The 20,861-nt window shown below is 72.0% G+C and carries 23 protein-coding genes and 3 pseudogenes; 16 read left to right on the plus strand and 10 right to left on the minus strand.

The genetic code is table 11. The features are described 5' to 3' along the window. The first annotated feature begins 159 nt into the window (after window positions 1–159). The 6 genes from NRK68_RS33525 to NRK68_RS33550 all read left to right on the plus strand — a co-directional run bounded on the left by NRK68_RS33525 (window position 160) and on the right by NRK68_RS33550 (window position 6,725). A complete protein-coding gene (locus NRK68_RS33525; RefSeq protein ID WP_257857677.1) occupies window positions 160–2,739 on the plus strand; it encodes a molybdopterin-dependent oxidoreductase in 2,580 nt (859 codons plus the stop codon). Continuing rightward, the gene (locus tag NRK68_RS33530) at window positions 2,736–3,698 is read left to right on the plus strand and encodes an FAD binding domain-containing protein (RefSeq protein WP_257857678.1); all 963 of its coding nucleotides are present in this window, start codon (window positions 2,736–2,738) and stop codon (window positions 3,696–3,698) included. Before NRK68_RS33525 ends, NRK68_RS33530 begins: the two co-directional genes overlap by 4 nt. 237 nt (window positions 3,699–3,935) lie before the next feature. Then, a complete protein-coding gene (locus NRK68_RS33535) occupies window positions 3,936–4,565 on the plus strand; it encodes a ribosome-inactivating family protein (RefSeq protein WP_257857679.1) in 630 nt (209 codons plus the stop codon). Between the two features lie 82 nt (window positions 4,566–4,647). Next, on the plus strand, window positions 4,648–5,478 hold the full coding sequence (locus NRK68_RS33540; RefSeq protein ID WP_257857680.1) for a hypothetical protein: 831 nt from the start codon (window positions 4,648–4,650) through the stop codon (window positions 5,476–5,478). After that, on the plus strand, window positions 5,475–6,269 hold the full coding sequence (locus NRK68_RS33545; protein ID WP_257857682.1) for a class F sortase: 795 nt from the start codon (window positions 5,475–5,477) through the stop codon (window positions 6,267–6,269). Before NRK68_RS33540 ends, NRK68_RS33545 begins: the two co-directional genes overlap by 4 nt. Window positions 6,270–6,431: 162 nt before the next feature. After that, on the plus strand, window positions 6,432–6,725 hold the full coding sequence (locus NRK68_RS33550) for a WhiB family transcriptional regulator (protein ID WP_257857683.1): 294 nt from the start codon (window positions 6,432–6,434) through the stop codon (window positions 6,723–6,725). Between the two features lie 56 nt (window positions 6,726–6,781). Here NRK68_RS33550 and NRK68_RS33555 read toward each other — a convergent pair whose 3' ends face one another. Further along, complete coding sequence (locus NRK68_RS33555; RefSeq protein WP_257857684.1) at window positions 6,782–7,072, minus strand: hypothetical protein; 291 nt, start codon at window positions 7,070–7,072, stop codon at window positions 6,782–6,784. Window positions 7,073–7,493: 421 nt separating this feature from the next. Between NRK68_RS33555 and NRK68_RS33560 the strand changes: the two genes are divergently transcribed. The 5 genes from NRK68_RS33560 (at window position 7,494) to NRK68_RS33580 (ending at window position 9,704) form a co-directional block, all read left to right on the plus strand. After that, window positions 7,494–7,832 (plus strand): GNAT family N-acetyltransferase, encoded by a 339-nt coding sequence (locus tag NRK68_RS33560; protein WP_257857685.1) that lies wholly within the window; start codon window positions 7,494–7,496, stop codon window positions 7,830–7,832. Between the two features lie 209 nt (window positions 7,833–8,041). Further along, entirely contained in the window at window positions 8,042–8,215 is a 174-nt protein-coding gene (locus NRK68_RS33565; RefSeq protein WP_257857686.1) for a DUF6228 family protein, read from the plus strand. Between the two features lie 185 nt (window positions 8,216–8,400). Beyond that, entirely contained in the window at window positions 8,401–8,928 is a 528-nt protein-coding gene (locus tag NRK68_RS33570) for a DoxX family protein (RefSeq protein ID WP_257857687.1), read from the plus strand. Between the two features lie 26 nt (window positions 8,929–8,954). Next, window positions 8,955–9,557 carry a TIGR03086 family metal-binding protein gene (locus NRK68_RS33575; RefSeq protein WP_257857689.1) on the plus strand — a complete coding sequence of 201 codons (603 nt, stop codon included), beginning with the start codon at window positions 8,955–8,957 and terminating at the stop codon, window positions 9,555–9,557. A 15-nt stretch (window positions 9,558–9,572) separates the two neighbouring features. Then, window positions 9,573–9,704, plus strand: coding sequence for a DUF2716 domain-containing protein (locus NRK68_RS33580; protein WP_257857690.1), 132 nt, complete (start codon window positions 9,573–9,575; stop codon window positions 9,702–9,704). Window positions 9,705–9,799: 95 nt separating this feature from the next. Here NRK68_RS33580 and NRK68_RS33585 read toward each other — a convergent pair whose 3' ends face one another. Beyond that, on the minus strand, window positions 9,800–10,930 hold the full coding sequence (locus NRK68_RS33585) for an NADH:flavin oxidoreductase (protein ID WP_257857691.1): 1,131 nt from the start codon (window positions 10,928–10,930) through the stop codon (window positions 9,800–9,802). Window positions 10,931–11,127: 197 nt separating this feature from the next. Here NRK68_RS33585 and NRK68_RS33590 point away from each other — a divergent pair, with 197 nt between their 5' ends. Next, window positions 11,128–11,631: a MarR family winged helix-turn-helix transcriptional regulator gene (locus NRK68_RS33590; protein WP_257857985.1), complete on the plus strand. Its 504-nt coding sequence runs from the start codon at window positions 11,128–11,130 to the stop codon at window positions 11,629–11,631. Window positions 11,632–11,915: 284 nt separating this feature from the next. Here NRK68_RS33590 and NRK68_RS33595 read toward each other — a convergent pair whose 3' ends face one another. Continuing rightward, the gene (locus NRK68_RS33595) at window positions 11,916–12,926 is read right to left on the minus strand and encodes a helix-turn-helix transcriptional regulator (RefSeq protein ID WP_257857692.1); all 1,011 of its coding nucleotides are present in this window, start codon (window positions 12,924–12,926) and stop codon (window positions 11,916–11,918) included. A 93-nt stretch (window positions 12,927–13,019) separates the two neighbouring features. On the opposite strand from NRK68_RS33595, the gene NRK68_RS33600 reads away from it, so the two are divergent. Then, window positions 13,020–13,418: a VOC family protein gene (locus NRK68_RS33600; protein ID WP_257857693.1), complete on the plus strand. Its 399-nt coding sequence runs from the start codon at window positions 13,020–13,022 to the stop codon at window positions 13,416–13,418. Between the two features lie 50 nt (window positions 13,419–13,468). Here the strand turns inward: NRK68_RS33600 and NRK68_RS33605 are convergent, their stop codons facing one another. From NRK68_RS33605 to NRK68_RS33615, 3 genes and pseudogenes are all read right to left on the minus strand, one after another. Beyond that, window positions 13,469–13,648, minus strand: a complete 180-nt coding sequence (locus tag NRK68_RS33605) for a hypothetical protein (RefSeq protein WP_257857694.1) — start codon at window positions 13,646–13,648, stop codon at window positions 13,469–13,471. A 140-nt stretch (window positions 13,649–13,788) separates the two neighbouring features. Further along, window positions 13,789–13,938: pseudogene (locus NRK68_RS37065) on the minus strand (FAD-dependent monooxygenase); the annotation flags it as partial. A 177-nt stretch (window positions 13,939–14,115) separates the two neighbouring features. Continuing rightward, on the minus strand, window positions 14,116–14,532 hold the full coding sequence (locus NRK68_RS33615; RefSeq protein WP_257857696.1) for a hypothetical protein: 417 nt from the start codon (window positions 14,530–14,532) through the stop codon (window positions 14,116–14,118). 560 nt (window positions 14,533–15,092) lie between these two features. Here NRK68_RS33615 and NRK68_RS33620 point away from each other — a divergent pair. Beyond that, a pseudogene (locus NRK68_RS33620) lies at window positions 15,093–15,485 on the plus strand (DUF4232 domain-containing protein); the annotation flags it as partial. A 220-nt stretch (window positions 15,486–15,705) separates the two neighbouring features. Here NRK68_RS33620 and NRK68_RS33625 read toward each other — a convergent pair. Further along, complete coding sequence (locus NRK68_RS33625; RefSeq protein WP_257857697.1) at window positions 15,706–15,981, minus strand: pentapeptide repeat-containing protein; 276 nt, start codon at window positions 15,979–15,981, stop codon at window positions 15,706–15,708. Window positions 15,982–16,654: 673 nt separating this feature from the next. Here NRK68_RS33625 and NRK68_RS33630 point away from each other — a divergent pair. After that, entirely contained in the window at window positions 16,655–16,981 is a 327-nt protein-coding gene (locus NRK68_RS33630; RefSeq protein WP_308296348.1) for a GYD domain-containing protein, read from the plus strand. A gap of 432 nt (window positions 16,982–17,413) precedes the next feature. On the opposite strand, the gene NRK68_RS33635 is transcribed toward NRK68_RS33630, so the two are convergent. Continuing rightward, entirely contained in the window at window positions 17,414–18,139 is a 726-nt protein-coding gene (locus NRK68_RS33635; RefSeq protein WP_257857699.1) for a dienelactone hydrolase family protein, read from the minus strand. 350 nt (window positions 18,140–18,489) lie between these two features. Between NRK68_RS33635 and NRK68_RS33640 the strand changes: the two genes are divergently transcribed. Further along, window positions 18,490–19,944 (plus strand): RNB domain-containing ribonuclease, encoded by a 1,455-nt coding sequence (locus NRK68_RS33640; protein WP_257857700.1) that lies wholly within the window; start codon window positions 18,490–18,492, stop codon window positions 19,942–19,944. Between the two features lie 61 nt (window positions 19,945–20,005). Here NRK68_RS33640 and NRK68_RS33645 read toward each other — a convergent pair whose 3' ends face one another. Then, entirely contained in the window at window positions 20,006–20,473 is a 468-nt protein-coding gene (locus NRK68_RS33645) for a pyridoxamine 5'-phosphate oxidase family protein (protein WP_257857986.1), read from the minus strand. Beyond that, window positions 20,459–20,857: pseudogene (locus NRK68_RS33650) on the minus strand (VOC family protein); the annotation flags it as partial. The pseudogene NRK68_RS33650 and the gene NRK68_RS33645, both read right to left, overlap by 15 nt. Window positions 20,858–20,861: the final 4 nt, after the last annotated feature.

Here is a 20,861-nt window from a genome sequence, read left to right on the forward strand (position 1 = left end):
CTCCGCGGCCCCGGGCCCCGCAGCCCCGTCCCGCGGTACCGGGCCCGGGCGGGATCGGGCCCGCGCCGCGCTGCGCCGGCCCCGACGCCGGGATATCAAGGAGGCTGTCGGCGAGCGTGGCCCAGGCGGCCACCACCCCACGGCGGAGGAGTACGTCTCGTGGAGTTCGAGGTCAATGGCGCCCGGCGGACGGTCGACGTGGACGGCGACCCCGCCGCCGTGGACGTGGTCCGCGACCGGCTGGGCCTGACCGGCACCAAGCTGGTCTGCGCCGGCGGCGTGTGCGGGGCCTGCACCATCCAGGTCGACGGGGAACCCCGGGTGTCCTGCCTGACCCCGGCGGCCCGGCTGGCCGGGCGGCGGGTGACGACGGTGGAGGGCCTGTCCGGCCATCCCGTGGCACGGGCCTTCGCCGCCGAGGACGCCCTCCAGTGCGGGTACTGCACCCCGGGCTTCGTCGTCGACGCGGCAGCCTTCGTCGAGCGCTGGCGCGCCCTGCACGGCACCGCCCGGCCGGGGCGCGAGCAGATCGCGGAGGCCCTGGCCGGCCATCTGTGCCGCTGCGGCGCCTACGAGGGGATCTTCAGGGCGGTGGCCGCGGCCTGCGCCGGCGACCACGACACGGCACCGACCGGCTCGGCGCCCGACGGCGCGGGGGCAGCGGCGGTGCCGCGCGTCGAAGCCCCGGAGAAGACCGACGGATCCGCCCGCTACACCACCGACCTGCACCCCGACGGGCTGCTGGAGGGCGTGATCATCCGCTCCCCGCACGCGCACGCCCACGTACGCTCCCTGGAGGCCGGCGACCTGCCGCTGGTGCCCCTGCTGCCGCCCGACGGCGTGGTCCGTTACATCGGGCAGCCGGTCGCCGCCGTCGCGGGGACCGACCGGGCCGCCGCACGGGCGACGGCCGCGCGCGTCACCGTGGACTACGAGGTGCTGCCCGCGGCCCTGGACGCGCGCCTGGCCCGAACGGGCGAAGGCCCGCCGGTCTACGAGGACAAGGCGTCCCGCAAGCGGGCCCCCGGATCAGGGGAGACCCCCCAACTGGTCCCCGCCCGCTGGCGGGGCAACCTGCGGGGCCCGTCCGCCATGAGCAAACGCCCCGCCCTGGCCGTACGCCGCATCCAGGAGGCGCGTACCAAGTACCCCGAAAGGGTCGTCGAAGGCGTGTTCACCACTGCCGCGCAGACCCACACCCCGCTCGAACCGCATGCCTGCCTCGCCCATTGGGCCGACGGCACCCTCCACCTCCAGGTGTCCACACAGTCCGTGAAAGCCGTCGCCGAACTCGCCGCCGAACGCTTCGGCCTGCCCGCCGAACGGGTGGTGGCGCGGGCCGTCCACGTCGGCGGCGGCTTCGGCTGCAAGATGGGACTGACCACCGACGTCGTCGCCGCGGCGGAGCTGGCCCGGCTGCACGGCGCCCCCGTTCGGGTCGTGCTCGACCGGGACGAGGAACTCACCGACGGCGGCTACCGGCCCGCCAGCCGGATCCGGCTCGCGATGTCCGTCGACGCGGCCGGCGACCTGAGCGCGCTGGCGATGGACGCGGACAGCGACGGCGGGGTCTCGGTGGGCGGCACCGTGGCGGCCCTCGCCCGGTTCATGTACGGCAAAGCCCCGCGCCGGCTCCGCGACTTCGACACCGTCACCCACCGGCCCCCGGGCGCCCCCTTCCGCGGCCCCGGCGGCCCCACCATGTGCTGGGCCCTCGAACAGGCCGTCGACGAGATGGCCCACCGGCTCGGCCAGGACCCGATCGCCCTGCGCCGCCGCTGGGACGGCAACCCCAAACGGCACGCCCTCTACGACCACGCCGCCGCACTGCCGCTCTGGTCGGGCCGCCGCGGCGGCACCGGACGCTTCCGCCGAGGCGTCGGCGTCGCGGCGGCCAACTGGCTCTACCTCCTCGACCCCGTCACCGAGGTCGAACTCGCCGTCGAGGACGGGATCGTCGTCGCCCGCTGCGCCGTACAGGACATGGGCACCGGCTCGCGGACCGTGCTGCGCCGCGCCGTCGCCGACGCACTCGGCCTGCACGAGGCGCGGGTGCGCGCCGAAATCGGCCACAGCGACACCGTTCACGGCCCCACCTCCGGCGGCAGCCGCACCACCCCCTCCCTCGTACCCGCCGCCGCGGACGCCGCCGCCCGGCTGCGTGAAGCACTCGGCGGCTCCGACGTCGCCGCCCGGCTCGCTGCCGCCCACGGCGTACGGGTGACCGGGCGACGCCCCCGCGACCACCGGGGCTTCGCACTCCCCTTCACCCTGGGCGGCGTGGCGATCGGCCGCGGCTTCACCGGTTCGGTGCAGGTCGCCGAGGTCGAGGTGGACACCCGGCTCGGCCGGATCCGCCCGCTGCGCGTCTGGAGCGGTATCGCCGCGGGCCGCATCCACGAGGACCGGCTGGCCCGCAGCCAGTGCGAGGGCGCCGTCGTCCAGGGCATCGGCTACGCCCTGTACGAGGAGCGGCGCACCGACCCGGTCACCGGCCGGGTGCTGACCGACAACCTGGAGGACTACCGCATCCCCGGGATCGGCGACACCCCGGAGATCACCGTCCACTTCCACCAGGAGGGCTTCGACCACGTCCCCGGCGGCGGCGTCGGCCTCGGTGAGATCGCCACCTTGCCCACCGCGGCGTGCCTGGCCAACGCGGTCCACGACGCGACCGGCTGGCGCCCGTACGACATGCCGATCCGCCCCGACCGGCTCCTGGAAGGACTGGGTACGTGAGCACCGAACAGCCCGACCTCACCGCCCTCTCGGCCGCCGTACGGGCCCGCGGCGGGGAACTGCGGGCCGGCGGCACCGACACCGGCGCCCGGCAGCGCAGCGGCGTCTCCACCGGGCCGTTCACCGACCTCGACGGTGTGGCGGACCTGCGCGGCACCGCGCCGCTGCCCGGCGGCGGCCTGCGCATCGGAGCCCTGACCACCCTCGCCGAGCTGGCCGCCGATCCCCGGGTACGCGCAGGCTGGCCGGCCCTCGCCCTGGCAGCCGGGACCGCGGCCACCCCCCAGATCCGCGCCGCCGGCACCCTGGGCGGCAACCTGCTGCAGCGCAACCGCTGTTGGTACTTCCGCAACCCGCACGTCAGCTGCCTGCAGAAGGGCGGCGCCGGCTGCCCCGCGCGCGAGGGCGACCACCATTTCGGCGTGGTCCGCGGCGGCGGTCCCTGCATCACCCCGCATCCGTCCACCCTGGCGACGGCCCTGCTCACCTACGACGCCGAGGCCGAGATCCACGACGAAGCGCCGCGCAGCGTCGCCGACCTGTACGGCGACGGCGACCGCCTCCACCACGCGGACCACCTGCTGCTGCCGCACCGCGTCCTGACCGCCGTCCGGCTGCCCGCGCCGCTGCCCGGTGAACGCGCCGCCCACCACCGGACCATCAGCCGGGCCCACGCCGAGTGGCCGCTGGTCGAGGCCACCGCCCGGCTCGCGCTCGACGGCGCCACCGTCACGCACGCCGCCGTCGCGGCCGGCGGGGTGGCACGCGTCCCGCTGCGCCTGCCCGAGGTGGAAACCGTGCTGATCGGCCGCGAGGCCACCCCCGGGATCCTCGCCGCGGCGGCCGCGACCGTACTGACCCGCTGCCGGCCCCTGCCGCAGACCGGCTACAAGACCACGCTGTTCCGCGACACCGTCCTGGAGGCACTGGAACAGGCACTGGACGGGGCGGCGCGCTGATTTTTTGGCATCACAGGCCAACTATTCGCCCGGCCGCCGCCAGGAGGACTACAAAGGTCGAGACCGAACCGAAACCGAATCCGGAACCGGGGAAGGGGGCCACCCCTCCCGTCGGTGACCGGAACGATGTATAAGGCGGTGGATGCGCGTGCGTGAGTACAGCAAGGTCGAACCGAATCCGTTCAGATTACTCACGAGGAGTCCGGCTCCCGGCTCCTCCACCTGATGCAGGCGGCCATGCTGAAACCCGTGACGTTTTCCTCGGCGTACGCATCGGTGGACGAGTATCGGCTCCTGACGTCGACCATCCGGTCGAGAGCCGCAGATGCTCACGGTATTTTCAGCATGGCCGGCCCGGGGGACCGGGGCAGATCCCAACTCCCGCTCCGTATTCAGCTCAGTGGTTTGTTCATCGAGCTCTACGTCGAGCTCCGCCCGCACGGCGCAGGCCCTCGCATCATCGGATTCCGCAACACTTTCGAGAACGGCCAGGCTCCGCCGGAGGCGTACGTCCGCCACGTGCGGGACTCGCCCGCGCCGCCCGGCATCAGCCGTACGCAGGCACTGCCGTTCGGCGGCCGCCGCAGGGACCTGGAGGTGGCCGCGGGCGTGCGGCTCCCGGGGCTCCTCCTGGGACGCCGCCCCCTGGGCGACGCGGTCATGCGGCTGCACCGCAACCGTGATCCGAAATCCACCGCGCACGGAATGCTCGTGCTCTCGGTGATGCTCTGCGAGGCGGCCCGATTCCCCGCCCTGGCCGATGCGATGTCACGTATCTGGATGACCGGGGGAAGGCTGCCGGACGTAGTGGGCGCCGAAAAATCTTCAAACAGGCACCCATCCACAGGCGTTGGGGCGCCGAAATAGGAACGAGACCCTTTCCGGGGCTCGATTCCACCCCGTACGATCTGCGATTCCCGTCCTGGGGATCCACGGAACAGGAGCGAATGTGATAGTCAAGCGCGCCGGTCGCCACGTGGTTCTCGCCGCCGTACCCACCGCCGTGTTCCTGACCCTCGGTCTTTCCGGACCAGCGCTCGCGGAGGGCGGAAAGGCGTACCAGATCGATCTGGCGCAGCTGAACAATTCGGGCTCCCGCGGCACGGTCATGCTCAGTCTCAAGGGCAATCAGCTGACCGTACAGATCGAGTCCGAGGGCATGGTGCCCGGTTCGCCGTCGGCCCAGCACCTCCACGGCTCGACGAAGGGGCACGACTTCAAGTGCCCGGACGCGACCGACGACACCGACCGCGACGGAATCCTCAACAACACCGAGGCCACGCACGACTACGGCGACATCAACATCTCGCTCACGACGACGGGTGACACCAAGCCCGCCAGCGGCCTGGCCGTGGATCGTATGCCCGTCGCCGACAAGAAGGGCAAGATCTCCTACAAGCGGACCATCACCGTCGGTCAGGACGTCGTCGACCACATCAAGGACCTGCACGTCGTACAGCACGGCATCGACCGCAACAAGAACGGCAAGTACGACTTCGAGGGAGCCGGCAAGAGCGAGCTCGACCCGAAGCTGCCCCAGGAGGCCACGGCCCCGACCAACTGCGGAGAGGTCAAGGGCGCGGCCGTCGGATCCCTCCCCGTCGGAGCCATCGAGACCGGCGGCGGCACCCCGGAGAGTACCTCCGTGCCGGTGACGGTCCGCGACGGCGTGGCGATCACCGTGCTCGCCGCGGCGGCCGGCGCGGTGGCGCTGTCGCGCAAGCGGGCCTCCGCGGTCCCCGTCCCCGTCCGCCGGGAGAACACCGGGGGCGGCGCGTGAGGCCGACCCCCGAACCCGGCACGTCGCCCGAACCCGGCACGTCGCCCCTACCCGGCGCGACCGCCACGGCCACCGGGTGGAGCCGCCGCCGCACCGTACGCCCCCTGGCCGCCGCCGCCCTCGCCGCGCTGCTCCTCGCGGGCTGCGGAGGCCAGAACGCGGCGAAGCCCGCCGCCCCCGACGGGCAGGCCGGGCAGGGGCAGGCCGCGCAGGGCGCGGCACCCGAGGCCGCGGGCGCAGCCCCCAGCGGGAAACCCGCCGACGCGCCGAAGAACGGTACGGGCGCAGGCTCGGCCACGGGCGGCGGCACGGGAGCGGGCCGGGCCCAGCCCGCCCTCGCCCGCTCCGAGCCGCAGAAGATCACGATCCCGTCCCTGGGCGTGACCAGCACCCTGGAAACGCTGAAGCAGAACGGCGACGGCACCATGCAGACCCCGAAGGACCCCGCGCTCGCGGGCTGGTACGAGCCGGGACCGACGCCCGGCTCCGAGGGACCGGCCGTGATCGCAGGGCACGTCACCTGGAACGGAGCGGCGGCGGTGTTCGAGAAGCTGAAGACGATGAAGGGCGGTGACACCATCAAGGTGACGCGCAAGGACGGCAAGACGGTCACGTTCACGGTGGACAAGGTCAGCGAGTACCCGAAGGCCGAGTTCCCCACACTGGAGGTCTACAAGAACCTCGACCACGCGGGCCTGCGCCTGGTCACCTGCGGCGGAGAGTTCGACCCCAAGAAGCACTACTACAACAGCAACGTGGTCGTGTTCGCCCGGATGACGGGCGCCGCGTAGCGGCGTAGCCGGCCCGGCAGGGCCGTGAAGACGCCCGTCGGCCGCAGCCCCCCACTGCGGCCGACGGGCCCCCGCCGTCGACCGCGTCGCCACCGACGTTTCATCCGGCGGATCGTGAGCAGGCGAGCCTTCGTCATCACCATCCCACGGAAGGAGCAAGCAATGTCCGACGTGTCGCGACTCCCGGGTCTGGCCGAGCACCACTGGGCGTGGCAGGCGGAAGCGGCCTGCCGCGGCCTGGGCTCGCGCCGGTTCTTCCACCCGGCGGGAGAGCGCGGTGAGGACCGCGCCGCCCGTGACGAGGCGGCCAAGGAGGTGTGCGCCCGGTGCCCGGTGCGGGAGGCGTGCCTGCGGCACGCGCTGCGCACCGGCGAGGCGTACGGGGTGTGGGGCGGGCTCACCGAGGAGGAACGCCGTAGGCTCGCCGCCCGCCGGAGCGTGGGCGCGGCCGCCTGACGGGCGGTACCGCACGGCACCGCCCGCCAGCACCGGCTCGCATCGGGGATCGCGGTTCAGGGCAGACCGGCGCTCAGCGGCAGGGTCGCTCCGGCACGTACGGAATTGATGACCGCCTCGTGCAGGGCGCGGCTCGCCTCCTCACTGGGGCACGGGACGGGACTCCCCGCAAGGGGAAGCCAGTCGGAGGCCCCGCTGTACTGCACCGTGACGTGCGCCATACCCTCGGCCTCGGTCCACGTGGTGTGGATGTCGAGCTCACCGGTGAGGACGGGTCCCGCCTCGCCGGTCATGACACCGTCCCGGCCGGCGAAGATCCCGCGAGTGGTCCATGATGCCCAGCTCATCCGGCCTCCTTGCCGCACTGCACGCAGTGCACTGCACTCGTCATCCTGCCAGTGTGAACGCGTCGGCCCTCCCGCGCCCTGCGGACGCGACGGCGTCCCGCCGCGAGACCGGACCGGGCGCGGCACACGACGGGGGTCAGGGCGTGGAATACCGGTGCGACGGCGGCAGAGGCACACGTAGGCTCGCCCTGCGGCCCGGTGTGGGGCGCTGTCGCATCGTGACTCCGGACGGACCGACGGGCATGGACCTGCTCCCTTTCACCGCTGCCCACGCCGCCACGGTGGCCGGCTGGCCCACCTCGGCCGACGAGGTCGTCAGGTGGTGCGGACGGCAGGAGTTCCCCCTGTCCCCGCGGACGGTCACCGACTGGCAGCAGGATGCCGACGTCCGGGCCCATGTCCTTGTGGAGGACGGGCGGTCGTGGGCTACGGAGAGCTGTGGCTCGACGACGGGGAGGACGAGGCCGAACTGGCCCGGCTCATCGTGGCACCGGACACCCGGGGGAGGGGCCTGGGGCGCGTACTGGTGCGAGGGCTGCTCGCGCGCGCCGTCGCGGCCGGCTACCGCAACGTCTTCCTGCGCGTGCACCCGGACAACGAGCGAGCCCTTCGCTGCTACCGCGCGGCCGGATTCCTGCCCGTCGACCCGGCCCTCGCCGAAACCTGGAACGAGGCCCAGCCCGTCGGCTACGTGTGGCTCCAGGGCGACACCGGAACCCCGGCGGGGAAGTCCCACGCCGACCAGGGATGCTCCTCGTGACCCGCCGCGACGACTTCGCCGATGAGGGTCCGTACGTGGCGGTGCGCTGCCAGGACGCCCCATCCGCGGGGGTCGCCTTCGCGACCGGCACAGCGCCGACGGCCACTGCGTGCACCACACGGTCGAGGTGCACGCGCCGGGACTGAACGCCCGACTTCACCGGCTGGGACGGCGACCGCCGCTGGGAGACCTACGACCGGGACCTTATCGTGTCCGCGGTCTTCTCCTCGGGTGGACACATCGCCCTGACCTGGACCCTGCGCTCCCGGCGGACCGCCGCAGGAGGCTGGAGCGCCGCGGTGGCCACACGGTTGGAGGCGGGCGAGCAGATGGCGTCCTTCGCCGCCGACGTCCGCCACTTCCTCGAAGACGGCGGGCACTGACCGCGACCGCACGCCTGACCCGCACGCGTCCCGCAGCACCGGCCGGTGCCCGGCCGGGCTGCCGCCCGTTCGGCGGACTTGCGGGGCGGCGCAGGGTCGTTGCGGCCCCGACGGGATACGAATGTCGTCACCGACCACCGACCACCGACACGACGGCCGGGCCCGCCGCCTCCAGGGAGACCTCCATGAGCTGCATCAACCGACGCGACCTCGCCCTGCTGGCGCTGCGGGCCGGCACCGGAGCGGTACTCATGGCGCACGGCACGCAGAAGCTCTTCGGATGGTTCGGCGGCGCCGGCCTCGACAAGACGGCCGCCGCGATGGAGCACATGGGCTACACGCCCGGCCGGCAGAGCGCCCTCGCCGCAGGCCTGGGGGAGACCGGCGGCGGGGCGCTCCTCGCGCTGGGTCTCGCCACGCCGGCGGCCGGCGCCGTGGCCGCGGGAGCCATGGCCGGAGCCGTCGCCGTCCACGCCCCGGCCGGCTTCTTCGCCCAGGGCGGAGGGTTCGAATACCCGGCCTTCCTCGGCTTCACCGCCGCCACCATCGGCCTCGCGGGGGCGGGCCGCTACTCCCTCGACCACGCCACCGGCCACACCTTCGACCAGCGGTGGATGCTCGCCCTGGCCTTCGCCACGAGTGCCGTCGCGGCGGCAGCCGTGGTCACGAGGCGCGCACGCAACCAGTCGGACGACGGCGCCGAGGAGGAATGAGGAGAGTGCCCCCGGAGGAGCAGGGGATGACCGGTACGCCGTCCGTCGATCTCGCGGAGCAGACCCGGATCGTGTCCCGCCTCGCTGCGGAGGTGCCGGACACCGGGCTGGCCGGCCCGACGCCGTGCCCCGAGTACACGGTGGGGGGCCTGTTGGGTCACCTCACCGGCCTCGCCGTCGCGTTCCGTGACGCCGGCCGCAAGGACCTCGGCCCGACCACCGACACGGCGCCGGACCCGGCCGGAGTGTCCCTGCCCGCCGCCTGGCGCGAGGAACTGCCCCGGGTCCTCGGCGAGCTGGCCGAGGCCTGGCAGGACCCGGCTGCCTGGACCGGCATGACCCGGGCGGGCGGCGTGGACCTCCCGGGCGAGGTCGCGGGCGCGGTGGCCGTGGACGAGCTGGTGATCCACGGCTGGGATCTGGCCCGGGCGACGGGCCAGGAGTACGTCCCGGACGAGGCCGCGTTGCGCCTCTCGCACGCCTTCCTCCTCGCCGCCGCAGAGGAAGAGGACCGCGGCGGGGGCATCTTCGGCCCGGTCGTACCCGTACCGGACGACGCCCCGCTGCTGGACCGGGCGGTGGGTCTGTCGGGACGGCACCCGGGCTGGGTACCTCCGTCGCCGCCGTGAGGTACTCCGCAGGTCGTGTACCGGCTGGACCGGCAGCACGACGGCTACCGCTACGACCCCCGCCGCACCGGGACGCCCGGGCGGCCGCCCCGCCCCGGACAGGGCACCCACCCCGACGGCGACTACTGCCTCCCCGTCTGGGGATGACCGGGCTGCGTGAACGCCCCGCGTTGTCGGCGTACCGACGTCGCGGGGCGTTCGAGAGCCGAGGCTCAGGACGGCTACCGGCTACCGGCCACCGGCTACCGGCTGAGCGACTTGAGCGCCGCGGCATCGTACGGCTTCAGCTCGTCGAAGCGGTTGCCCAGGACCTTCGCCGCCCACTGCGGGTCCTGGAGCAGCGCCCGGCCCACGGCCACCATGTCGAACTCCTCGCGCTCCATACGGTCCAGGAGGTTGTCGATGTCGCCCAGCGCGGCGCCCTCGCCGACGAAAGCGCGGAGGAAGTCGCCGTCGAGGCCGACCGAGCCGACGGTGATGGTCGGGCGGCCGGTGAGCTTCTTGGTCCAGCCCGCGAGGTTGAGGTCCGAGCCCTCGAATTCCGGCAGCCAGTAGCGCCGGGTGGAGGCGTGGAACACGTCGACGCCCGCCGCCGCCAGCGGCGCCAGGATCGCCTCCAGCTCCTCCGGGGTCTGCGCGAGCCGGGCGTCGTAGGCCTCCTGCTTCCACTGCGAGTAGCGGAAGATCACGGGGAAGTCGGCCGGGACGCGCTCGCGGACCGCCGCCACGATCTCCGCGGCGAACCTCGTGCGGGCGACCGCGTCGCCGCCGTACGCGTCGGTACGGCGGTTGGTTCGCTCCCACAGGAACTGGTCGAGCAAGTAGCCGTGAGCGCCGTGCAGTTCGACACCGTCGAAGCCGATCCGCACGGCGTCCGCGGCGGCGTCGGCGAACGCGCCGATGACGTCGTCGAGATCGGCGCCGGTCATCGCCTTGCCGGTCCCCTCGGTGCCGTCCACGCGGATGCCGGAGGGGCCGACGGCGGGCGCGTCGGCGTACGGCGCCTCGCCCTGCTTGCGCACCATGCCGATGTGCCACAGCTGCGGCACGATCGTGCCGCCCGCCTCGTGCACGGCTGCGGCGACCTTCGCCCATCCCGCCAGCTGCTCCTCGCCGTGGAACCGCGGCACCCGGTCGCTCTGCCCGGCGGAGTCGTGACCGACGTAGGTGCCCTCGGTGACGATCAGGCCCACGCCGGCGGCGGCCCGGCTCGCGTAGTACGCCTGCACGTCCTCGCCGGGCACGCCGCCGGGGGAGAACATCCGCGTCATCGGCGCCATGGCGATGCGGTTGGGGACGGTCAGGCCGTTCAGGGTGACGGGCCGGGACAGGATCTCGGCCGCGCGGGAGGCGGTGGACGTGGTGACGGTCATGAAGGTCCTCCGGATTGAGGCTGGGGCTCGTCGGGGCGCGACGAGAAATGCATAGTACACATGCTGTGTATCATGCATATTGCGGCCCGTGGGTGGCCGCTCGTGGCAGGAGGAGCCCCGCCGGTCCACGGGGCGGCGATAATGGAGCGCCGAAGGGAGCGGGAGGCGCAGTGCTGGAGAAACTGGAACGGGAGCTGATGCTGCTCTCGCGGCACCAGGTGCTGGCCCGGCGTGAGCGCGACCCCGAGCGCCTGGAGCGGTCCGCGTACCTGCTGCTCAGCCGGATCGACACCCAGGGGCCCATGTCCATCGGGCAGTTGGCGGAGGCCTTCGGGCTCGACACCTCGACCGTAAACCGCCAGACGGCGGCGCTGCTGCGCTGCGGCCTGGCCGAGCGCGTCGCGGACCCGGACGGCGGGATGGCCCGCAAACTGCGCATCACCGCCGAAGGCGGTCGCCGGCTCGCCGCCGACCGCGAGGTCAACCGTTCCTGCCTGGCCCGGGTGGTGGCCGACTGGTCTCCCGAGGAGGTGCGGGAGCTGGAGGACGTCCTGGCCCGCCTCAACCGCAGCGCCGAGTCCCTCGAAGGACGGTACTGGCCGCGCACGGAGGCCTACGACACCTGTACGGGCCCGGCCGGTGTATCAGCTCGTCCGGTAGACGCGGACGACTACGTGCACGGACCCGCGACGACGCCCTGACAGGGCTGGCCGAGGGCCGTCGGGCTGCCGGTACCGCCGGACACGACCGCACATCTCGAGGCCTTTCTCGCCCCCTACGGCAGAGGCGCCACCCCGCTGGCGGACCCCACGGACTGGGCGGCGTTCCCGCGTACGTGGGCCGCTGACGGCGCGACCGTGGAGCATGTCGGCGAAGGGCGGGGCTCCGCGGACCTACCGGCCACCGGCGGCGGGTGTGTCCTTGTACTGCTCCTTCAGGCTGACTCGACGGCCTCGACCTGATGACACCGTCCCCCTGTGCCATCTCATGCCATCGGTTCCTCGCGGTCGTGCCCGGCGGCGTAGGACGTGAGGCGACCGGCGAGCGCGATGACGAGGTCGCGGAGTTCATCGGGGCGCTCGATGACGAACGGCCGGTCGAGTGAGGCGAGTACCGGGGGCAACCAGTCGAGCCGCTCCGCCCGCAGCTCTACGCGCAGCCAGCGCTCGGTCGCGCGGTCCTCGCCGACCGCGGACGCGTCATCCTCCAGGCTCGCGACGCCGGCCGGAAGGTGGGCGCGGATCTGCTCGACCGTCCCGTGGATCCGCAAGGTCACCTCATGCCGGTATTCGGCCGTGGCGAACCCGGACAACACGCGCTGCGCCGGACCGGGACCCACTGGCGCTTCGAATGAGCCGGGCAGGGTCCGCGCATCTGTGATGCGATCGAGTCGGAAGGTCCGGTCCTCGCCGATCCGGGCGGCCTTGCCCGTGACGTACCACCGGCCCGCATGGGTGACGATCCCGTACGCGTGCAGCGTGCGCTCGCTGCGCCGTCCGTCACGGTCGGTGTAGCGGATCGATACCGGTCGGTGGTGGCGCACCGCATCGGCGATCGTGAGCAGGACCCCGGCGTCCGGGGTGTCGAACTCGCCGGGCTGGTCCGTGAAGGCGAGAGTTTCGAGGAGTGTGTCGAGCCGACGGGCGATGCGCTTGGGCAGCACCCGCCGGATCTTCGCCGACGCCGTCTCGCTTGCCGTGCGCTCCGTCGTCGTCAACCCCGCTCGGCGGCCCGCGACCAGGCCGAGAAGCACGGCCAGCGCCTCGTCGTCGCTGAGCATGAGCGGAGGCAAGCGGTACCCCGGAGCCAGCCGGTATCCGCCGTAGCGGCCGCGTACCGATTCCACGGGCACGTCGAGGTCGATCAGCTGGTCCACATACCGGCGCACGGTGCGTCCTTGGACGCCGAGCCGGTCGGCGAGTTCGGCCACCGTCCGGGTGCCGCCCGACTGCAGCAGCTCCAGGAGTGTCAGCACGCGGCCGGTCGGTCGAGGCATGTTGGCAGCGTAGCGCGAATACAGGACCGATTCTGTCCACTATTTCTCCTAGCCTGCGACGAGCACGCCTCCAGCACAGCCAAGGAGATTCCCATGGACTTCGTCTCGATCCGCATCATCACCAGCGACGTCGCACGCCTCGTCGACTTCTACGAGCGAGCCACAGGGGCGCGGGCGACGTGGGCCACCGAGGACTTCGCCGAACTCCGGACCGCGGGTGCCACCCTCGCGATCGCCGGGACCCGCACCGTCCCGCTGTTCGCCCCGGGCTCGGCCCGGCCGGCGGACAACCACAGCGTGATCACCGAGTTCCTCGTGGACGACGTGGACCGCGTTCACCAGAATCTGACCGGCTTCGTCACCGACTTCGTCACCGAGCCCACCACGATGCCCTGGGGCAACCGGTCGCTGCTGTTCCGCGACCCCGACGGCAACCTCGTCAACTTCTTCACCCCGGTCACCCCCGCGGCCATTGAAAAATTCGCACGCTGACGCCAAGCACAGCCGCTCACACGGGAGCCCTGGGATCCCAGGGCTCCCCTTCAGCGCGAGGCCTGCGGCCACACGTACAAGATGCCGCTGACCGAGGCCTCGGCGGTGCGGGGAGCGTCTGCCCGCAGGAGGCCCACCCGGGTGTTCGGCAGAGCCCGCAGCAGGTAGTCCCCGATCCCCGTGCAGGTGTCCGGCCAGTACAGCAGTTCGGCGCCTCCGGGGTTCGCCACGGCACCGTTGTCCTCCTGCTCGATGCGGCTCTCGCGTTGCGCTCAAGTCCCCCGGTCGTCAATGAACTTCACCTGCAACGCCACAGTATCCACCGCCCCCGCGGGGCACCGCGGTCGGCCTTCGAAGGCTGTGCTGCCCCGGGCAGGGCGTACAGGGGACGGTCGACGTAGGGGCCGTCGTTGTAGCGGTGTATCTGCCGCAGTCGCGGGGACCAGGCGGCGAAGCGGTCCAGGAGCAGTGCGCGGATGCCCTCGGTGTCCTGGGGGGTGAGGCCGCCTGTGGTGATCCAGCAGGATCGCGCCGATCGCCAACGCGTTCACCGCGGCGGGAACGTTCCACGCCGTCCACGGACAGTCCGATCTCGCATGAACGGCCGTCATCGAAGCGGGTCGTCGGTGGTGGCGGCGGCCCAGCTGCGGCATGCGCGCCCGGCACGTTCGTCGCGGGTCCAGGCAAGCCCGGCGAGCTACTTCGAGGCCTCGCCGGTGGTGCGGTGGAGAACGTGCTTGTCGAGGACGATGGTGTTGCTGCTTCGGACGGCGCCGTGCAGGTCGGAGAGGTTGCCGTCGAGGTGGATGGTCCTTCCCTCCGTACGGTACGTGCCCGTGTTCATGCCGATCCTGAACGCGGGACAATCGTCCTGGTTGCAGATCACGTCGTTGATCTGCTCGAAACGGCCGTCCGCGGTGAAGGTCAGCTTCTGGATGTAGAAGGTGATTCCCGGGCGGTTCTTGTCGACAGGCTCGGTCCACTGCCCTGTCAGCCGGGCATGGTCCGCGGCCGGTGCGTCGGCCCTTGCCTCCTGGGCGGCAGCAGAGCCACTGGTGGCCGTCATGGCGGCCAGGAGGACGGTGCCCAAGGCTGACCGGATTGTCGTCTTCATCTGTGCGTTCATTCCTTGTTCGTCAGTCCCTGGTCCGGAGGGGATACAGCAGGGGCGGCTCGCGTGACGGGGGCCAACACCTCGCTTCGATGCATACCGCTGGACAGATCCGTAGTGAGGGCTCTCGGCGTTGGCGGGCATGACCGTATCTGTTCAAGTGCCGGCCCGTTCCACCTCGACAGTGACTGCGTCTCGTTTTGGGTCCTCTCCGGACGCAGTGGATGATCCACGCCGACCGCAGGTGCAAGAGCGACCGGACCTCGTGCGTCATCCGACGTGGGGAACACCCGCGGTCACTGAATGGCTGAGAGGCAAGCCGTACGGGGCACACCCCGCCTCGAGGATTACGCGCACAAGGCGCTCGCGGACCCGGAAGGCGTTCTCGCACAGGCAACTCCACTGGAAGCGCAAGGTTGCGGAGCGCACTTCCACCGGTTGAAAGAGTGCCGGGGCAGCGCCACCCGATAATGCGTCCAGAGCGGGCGAAGCAAGTCCAGGCCCGCTCGCATCGGCCCGGGCCGCGGTGCGAGTCGGCGGCATTCGTCGCGATCATGTCACCGGTCTGCGGAGCCAACGACATCTCCTGGAGCACCAGGTCCGAGACGCAGGCCGGTGGATACATTCTCGTCATCGCGAAGGCGAAGCCAGGCATCACCTGCGTCCTGCCCGCCGCTCATCCGACCACTGCGTTCGGATCCGACGGCACGGAAGCCGGCCCCGCCGAGCAGTCCACCGGAAAGCAGGTCACACTGTCCGGGAACACCGCGGCCTACGCGGGGGTGAACCCGAAGGCCACCAGCGCGAACGGTGGCAAAGAGCTGGACAGCATCATCGTGGCCATCGGTAACGACGACCCCGACCCGGTCTCCCTGCCCGTCGGCACCATCACCGTGGACAATCCGGTCGTCACCAACTGGCACACCTCCCCGAAGGACGCCGTCCCCTCCAGGTGAGCGCGTCCAGCAATCGGGACCTTCTCCTCGCCCGCCCTGCGTGGCCGTCGCTGCGGCCGACAGCGTCCAGCCTCGCTGTCTTAGTGGGCTTGCGGGGCGTCTCGCCCGGACCGGTGCCTCGCAGCTGATGCGGCCGAGGCTCCGGTGGGCGCGCCCGGCCATCGGCCGGGCGCGTCGTGTCACACGGTCGTTGTGCGATGTTGGTGGGCGGTGGCCCGTCTCAGTTCCCGATGCCGGCGGTGCCGATGCCCGAGTTGCCGATGCCGTGGCTGCCGATCCCCGTGTTGGCGATACCCGCGTTGCCCAGTCCCCAGTTGGCGATGCCGGCGTTGCCCACGCCATGGTTGAAGGCGCCGGCGTTTCCGATGCCGTCGTTGAAGGCACCGGCGTTTCCGACGCCATGGTTGCCGATGCCTGCGCTGCCCACGCCATCGGCGGTTGCCACGCCGCTGCCGACGGCGGCCAGCATTGCCACGCTACCCAGCACGGTCGCCACACGAAGAAGAGTCGTGCGCATTGCTACATACCTCCTACTTGGCGGATCATTCCGCTTATATCCCTAACATGCTGTCAGGTCGGATGCGTGGAGAAATGCGCGAATCTGACGTACCGCCCGGATGCTTCGCCCGACGGTGTCTCCCAGGCGCACCCCGATGGCCCAACGGAAAGGCCCTGCTGGTCGGCGAGGAGCTTCCCGCAGTCAGGCTCGCCGGCGCCGTGAGGCCTGATGTCGAGGGGCACAGCGGCTGCGGCTGCCCAGGTTGGCGGACGCCACTGGTCTGCGAGCCGACGTCGAGTCGGTCGAGGAACGCCGTACCCGGGCAGCGCCCGGCCGGACGTGACAGCTGGGGCCACCGCACAGGGGACAGCTCTGGGGGTGACTCAGTGGCGGATCGGCCTCGACGGGCGGTACGGCGGCAGCCGGGCACGGTGCACGAACTGATGCCTGGTGCCCATGCCTGCAACGACCCCACCCGGCCGGCCGTCGGCACCCCGGCCGGGGAGTCGATCGCCGGGCCAGGGTGCTCCGGAGCGAGCGGGGCCTGTGGCGAGTGAGCACTGCATGACCCGGGACGGTCATCCGTCGGCTCGCAAGGGGGATGTGCGGTGGCGCCGCCACGCTTCCGGCTTGCGGCTCGGGCACCCTGCGGGGGATGAAAGGGGAAGCTATGCCGCTCTATCTGTCGAGGTTCAGCTACACGCCGGAAACCTGGGCGAGGCTGACCAGCCACCCCGAGGACCGTTCCGAGGCCGCCCGGGAGTACATCGAGTCCGTCGGTGGGCGGCTCCACGGCTTCTGGTACGCCTTCGGCACACACGACGGGTACAACCTGTGGGAGGCTCCGGACAACGTGTCGATGGCCGCGGTGGCGCTGGCGATCAGCCGTGGTGGCGCGCTCCGCTCCTTCGAGACCACTGTCCTGCTCACTGTCGAGGAAACCCTGGAGGCCCTCAACAAGGTGGACCAGGTCGGATACCGGGCTCCCGGCGCCTGAGCGGTCGGCTCCGTAAGGCCTTCGGGAGCGCGTCGTGGGCCAGCCGGCGGCGCCCGGTGGACGCCGAAACGAACGCGGCGATGCCCCGCCGGGCGGCATCGCGGGCCAGTTCCGGGCCCGACCAGCGGTGGGCAGCGGTAGGCCCGGCGCCTTGGCCTTGACGGCCTGCAGCGGGGTGCGCACGGAGCCGGACGGCCGCAGCGTTGACGGCCTCTGAGCCCAGCCCGGGCAAGGCTTGTCCGGCGAACCGGCCGCCCCAGCGGCGCACGGTGTCCAGGTGCAGCCCCGTCCGACGGGGCGATGCGCAGTGTTGGAGCATCCGCGCGGCGTGCAGCACCACTTGTGCCCGCACCCGCCCGGCACCAGCACCCGCCGGGCACCCGCACAGGCATCCGCAGCCGATCTCCGAGCTTGACCTGACCACTGCCCCGATCACTCCGTCACAGGCACGCACTCGGCGAGCAGGTCGAGGACGTCGTGCCAGGCTCGCTGCGCGTGCCGTGGGTGGTAGCCGACGCCGGGGACCACGGGGTGGTCGACCGGCGGGTGGTGGAAGGCGTGCAAGGCGCCGCCGTAGACCGTGAGGCGCCAGTCGACGCCCGCGGCCTGCATCTCGGCGGTGAACGCGTTGCGTTGCGCGGGCGGCATGATCGGGTCTTGCGACCCGACCCCGGCCCACACCGGGCAGCGGATGCGCGCCGCCTCGCCCGGTCGGCCCGTGGTCAGTGCGTTGACTGTCCCGATCGCGCGCAGGTCGACGCCGTCGCGCCCGAGTTCCAGCGCGATCGCGCCCCCGGTGCCGTAGCCGATGGCGGCGATCCGGTCGGGGTCGCTCCGGGGTTCGGCGCGCAACACGTTGAGCGCCGCGTGGCCGATGCCTCGCATCCGGTCGGGGTCGGCGAGCAGCGGCATGCAACGGGCCAGCATCTCCTCAGGGTCGCTCACATAGCGCCCGCCGTGGATGTCGAAGGCCAGCGCTACGTATCCCAGCTCGGCGAGTGCATCGGCCCGGCGGCGTTCGACGTCGCTGAGTCCCGGGCCCTCCGGTCCGAGCAGTACCGCGGGCCGCCGGCCGGCACCGGCCGGGAGCGCGAGGTGCCCGATCATCGTCAGACCGTCGGCCGGGTACTGGACCGTGCGCGTGGCAATCGTCGTCATGGGACTGGACGGTAGTGATCGTCGCGCCCGGTCGGGCCGGGGTTCACCGCCGGCAGAACAGGGCGGGTGCCCTTCTGGAAGCGGGTGCCCTTCTGCAATACGGCGCCGGCGCACAGGATTCGTCACAAATCCGTTCCCACGACAGCCCTGTCGGGTCACCTACTGTGGCCGCAGTGCCGGAGACTGGCCCCGCAGCAGGCCTCTGGCCTGCCACAAACGGCCCACCCCGCAGCCTTGCCGCCTCGCCCGTTCCGTACGGCGGGCGGCCCCGCCCTACACCCCGTACGGCCGCTCCGCCACCCGGACCCGCCCGCCGCGCCGGTCCGTGACCCTCGTCCTACGCTCAGGGCATGCGACGCCGCCCCCTGCACATGTCCGGCGAGGCCCTGGACGCCCTGCGTTCCGCGCTGGTGGAGCTCCGTACGGAGCTGAAGATCCCTCTGGCCTTTCCCAAGCGCGTACTCAAAGCAGCCGACAGGGCAGCAGCCCGACCGGACCTGGACCACGAGGATGCCACCCATCTGCCGTTCTTCACGATCGACCCGTCGACCTCCAAGGACCTCGACCAGGCCATGCATCTGGAACGGCGGTCAGGCGGCGGCTTCCGCGTGTACTACGCCATCGCCGACGTGGCCGCGTTCGTCAGGCCCGGCAGCCCCCTGGAGGCCGAGGCGCGCGACCGGATCGAGACCCTCTACTTCCCCGACCTCAAAGTGCCCCTGCACCCGCCCGTGCTCTCCGAGGACGCGGCCAGCCTGCTGCCGTGCAAGGACCGCCCGGCCCTCCTGTGGCAGCACGACCTCGACGCCGACGGCAACGTCACCGAATCGACCGTGACCCGGGCCATGGTCCGCAGCCGGGCCAAATACAGCTACCAGGGCGTCCAGCAGGGCATCGAGAACGGCACGGCCGCGGAATCCGTCGCACTGCTGCGCGAGATCGGCAAGCTGCGGGAGAACATCGAGATCAAGCGAGAGGGCATCTCGGTACACCTGCCGAACCAGGAGGTCACCTTCAAGGACGGATCGTTCCGGCTGAGCTACGCGGCGACGCTGCCGGTGGAGGGCTGGAACGAACAGATCTCCCTCATGACCGGAATGGCCGCGGCCCAGATCATGATCGACAGCGGTACGGGGATCCTGCGCACCCAGAAGGAGCAGACCGACCCACAGGTCGTGGAGCGCCTGCACAAGATCGCCAAGTGTTTGGGGATCGCCTGGGATCCCGGTGTCTCGTACGCCGCGCTGGTCCGCAAGCTCGATCCGAAGAACCGGAAGCACATGGCGTTCCTCACCGAGGCCACCACAACGATGCCCAAGGCGGAGTACACCGTCTTCCGCGACCACCAGACGCCGGAACACACGATGCACGCGGCGATCGCGGCCCCGTACGCCCATTGCACGGCCCCGCTGCGCCGCCTGGTCGACAGGTATACCGGTGCGCTGTGCGTGGCGGCATGCGCGGACGAAGACCCGCCGGAGTGGGTGCTCGATGCCCTGCATTGCCTGCCGTGCGACATGGCACGGGGGAAGGGGGGTGTTGCGGACCGGCAGACCCTGGACCTGGCCGAGGCCGCGGTCCTCATGCACCGCGTGGGCGAGGTGTTCGACGCTGCGGTCGTCGACACCGACGCCGAGTGGGACAGGCCCCGCATGGGCAAGGTGTACCTGGCCGACCCCGCCGTGCTGGCCAAGGTCAGCTCGACCGACGGCGAGGACCTCTGTCTCGGAGCGAAGGTCCGGGCCACGCTGAAGGTGGCGGACCCCGCGGCGGACGGCGACAAGGTCCTCTTCACCGTGCCCTGAGCCCCGGCGTGGACCGTCCAGCGCAACGTACCAGGGCTCGGTGGGCCTGCCGTGGGTGACGTCAGGCGAGCCAGCGCCCGTCCCGCATCAGTTCGCGGTCGGCCAGCTCGTCCTCCTCGCGCCAGGCCTGGATGCGGTGCGGGGTGATGTGGAACCAGCGGTAGGCCGTGGTGAGTGCGCGCGGGTCGAAGCCGGTGCGTCCGGCGAAACGGTCACCCACTTCCTGCGAGAGTGCATCGAGGTCGAGGACCTCGACCGTGGCGTCGATCATGGTGACGTCGCGGGTCGGACCGAGTGCGAGGCGGGCCGTCCCGGCTGCTGCCAGGTTCCTGCCGGTGGGGCTGTCCGCCGGGGTGGCCACCCGCAGGGTTCGGCCGTCCCAGTCGAAGGACAGCGGCACCAGGTACGGCGCGCCGTCGGTCGAAGCGGTCGCCACCCAGACGTCGACATCGTGGGTGAGCCGGTGCTCGGTGTCGAGACGGCGCCGGGCGCGGGAGCGGGGGCCGGTGCCCGACTGGTCCTGGAGGATGCCGAGGACGTTGCCGTCGGGGTCGGCGACCGTGGCCACCAGCCGACCGCCACCGACATCATGCGCGGGCTCGGTCACGGTCGCACCCGCCGCCGTCGCCGCGGCCAGCGTCGCCCCGATGTCCGTCACCTGCCAGTACGCCACCGGTGACGTCATCGCCTGCGGTCCGCCGCCCGGCACCAGCCCGACATGCTGTCCTGCGGCCTCGAAGCCGACGTAGTACGGCGATTCGGTGCTCGGCGCCACGCCGAGCACCGCCGCGTACACCTCCTTGGCCCTGCCCAGTTCGGACACCGGGTGGAGCACGGTCCTGATTCCTGAGGGGGACGAGGTGGAGGGGCTGGAGGGGGTGGACGAGGCGGACGGGGTGGGCGAGCTGGACATGGCG

Origin of the sequence: Streptomyces yangpuensis (assembly GCF_024666385.1) — a bacterium.
In the GTDB taxonomy this organism is placed as follows: domain Bacteria; phylum Actinomycetota; class Actinomycetes; order Streptomycetales; family Streptomycetaceae; genus Streptomyces; species Streptomyces yangpuensis.

Excerpts from the sequence above, each read along its gene's own strand:
- NRK68_RS33535 (WP_257857679.1), top strand. The coding sequence starts at position 3,936 with ATGCTGAAACCCGTGACGTTTTCCTCGGCGTACGCATCGGTGGACGAG.
- NRK68_RS33550 (WP_257857683.1), top strand. The coding sequence starts at position 6,432 with ATGTCCGACGTGTCGCGACTCCCGGGTCTGGCCGAGCACCACTGGGCG.
- NRK68_RS33555 (WP_257857684.1), bottom strand. The coding sequence starts at position 7,072 with ATGAGCTGGGCATCATGGACCACTCGCGGGATCTTCGCCGGCCGGGAC.
- NRK68_RS33570 (WP_257857687.1), top strand. The coding sequence starts at position 8,401 with ATGAGCTGCATCAACCGACGCGACCTCGCCCTGCTGGCGCTGCGGGCC.
- NRK68_RS33575 (WP_257857689.1), top strand. The coding sequence starts at position 8,955 with ATGACCGGTACGCCGTCCGTCGATCTCGCGGAGCAGACCCGGATCGTG.
- NRK68_RS33585 (WP_257857691.1), bottom strand. The coding sequence starts at position 10,930 with ATGACCGTCACCACGTCCACCGCCTCCCGCGCGGCCGAGATCCTGTCC.
- NRK68_RS33590 (WP_257857985.1), top strand. The coding sequence starts at position 11,128 with ATGCTGCTCTCGCGGCACCAGGTGCTGGCCCGGCGTGAGCGCGACCCC.
- NRK68_RS33595 (WP_257857692.1), bottom strand. The coding sequence starts at position 12,926 with ATGCCTCGACCGACCGGCCGCGTGCTGACACTCCTGGAGCTGCTGCAG.
- NRK68_RS33600 (WP_257857693.1), top strand. The coding sequence starts at position 13,020 with ATGGACTTCGTCTCGATCCGCATCATCACCAGCGACGTCGCACGCCTC.
- NRK68_RS33615 (WP_257857696.1), bottom strand. The coding sequence starts at position 14,532 with ATGAAGACGACAATCCGGTCAGCCTTGGGCACCGTCCTCCTGGCCGCC.
- NRK68_RS33630 (WP_308296348.1), top strand. The coding sequence starts at position 16,655 with ATGCCGCTCTATCTGTCGAGGTTCAGCTACACGCCGGAAACCTGGGCG.
- NRK68_RS33635 (WP_257857699.1), bottom strand. The coding sequence starts at position 18,139 with ATGACGACGATTGCCACGCGCACGGTCCAGTACCCGGCCGACGGTCTG.
- NRK68_RS33640 (WP_257857700.1), top strand. The coding sequence starts at position 18,490 with ATGCGACGCCGCCCCCTGCACATGTCCGGCGAGGCCCTGGACGCCCTG.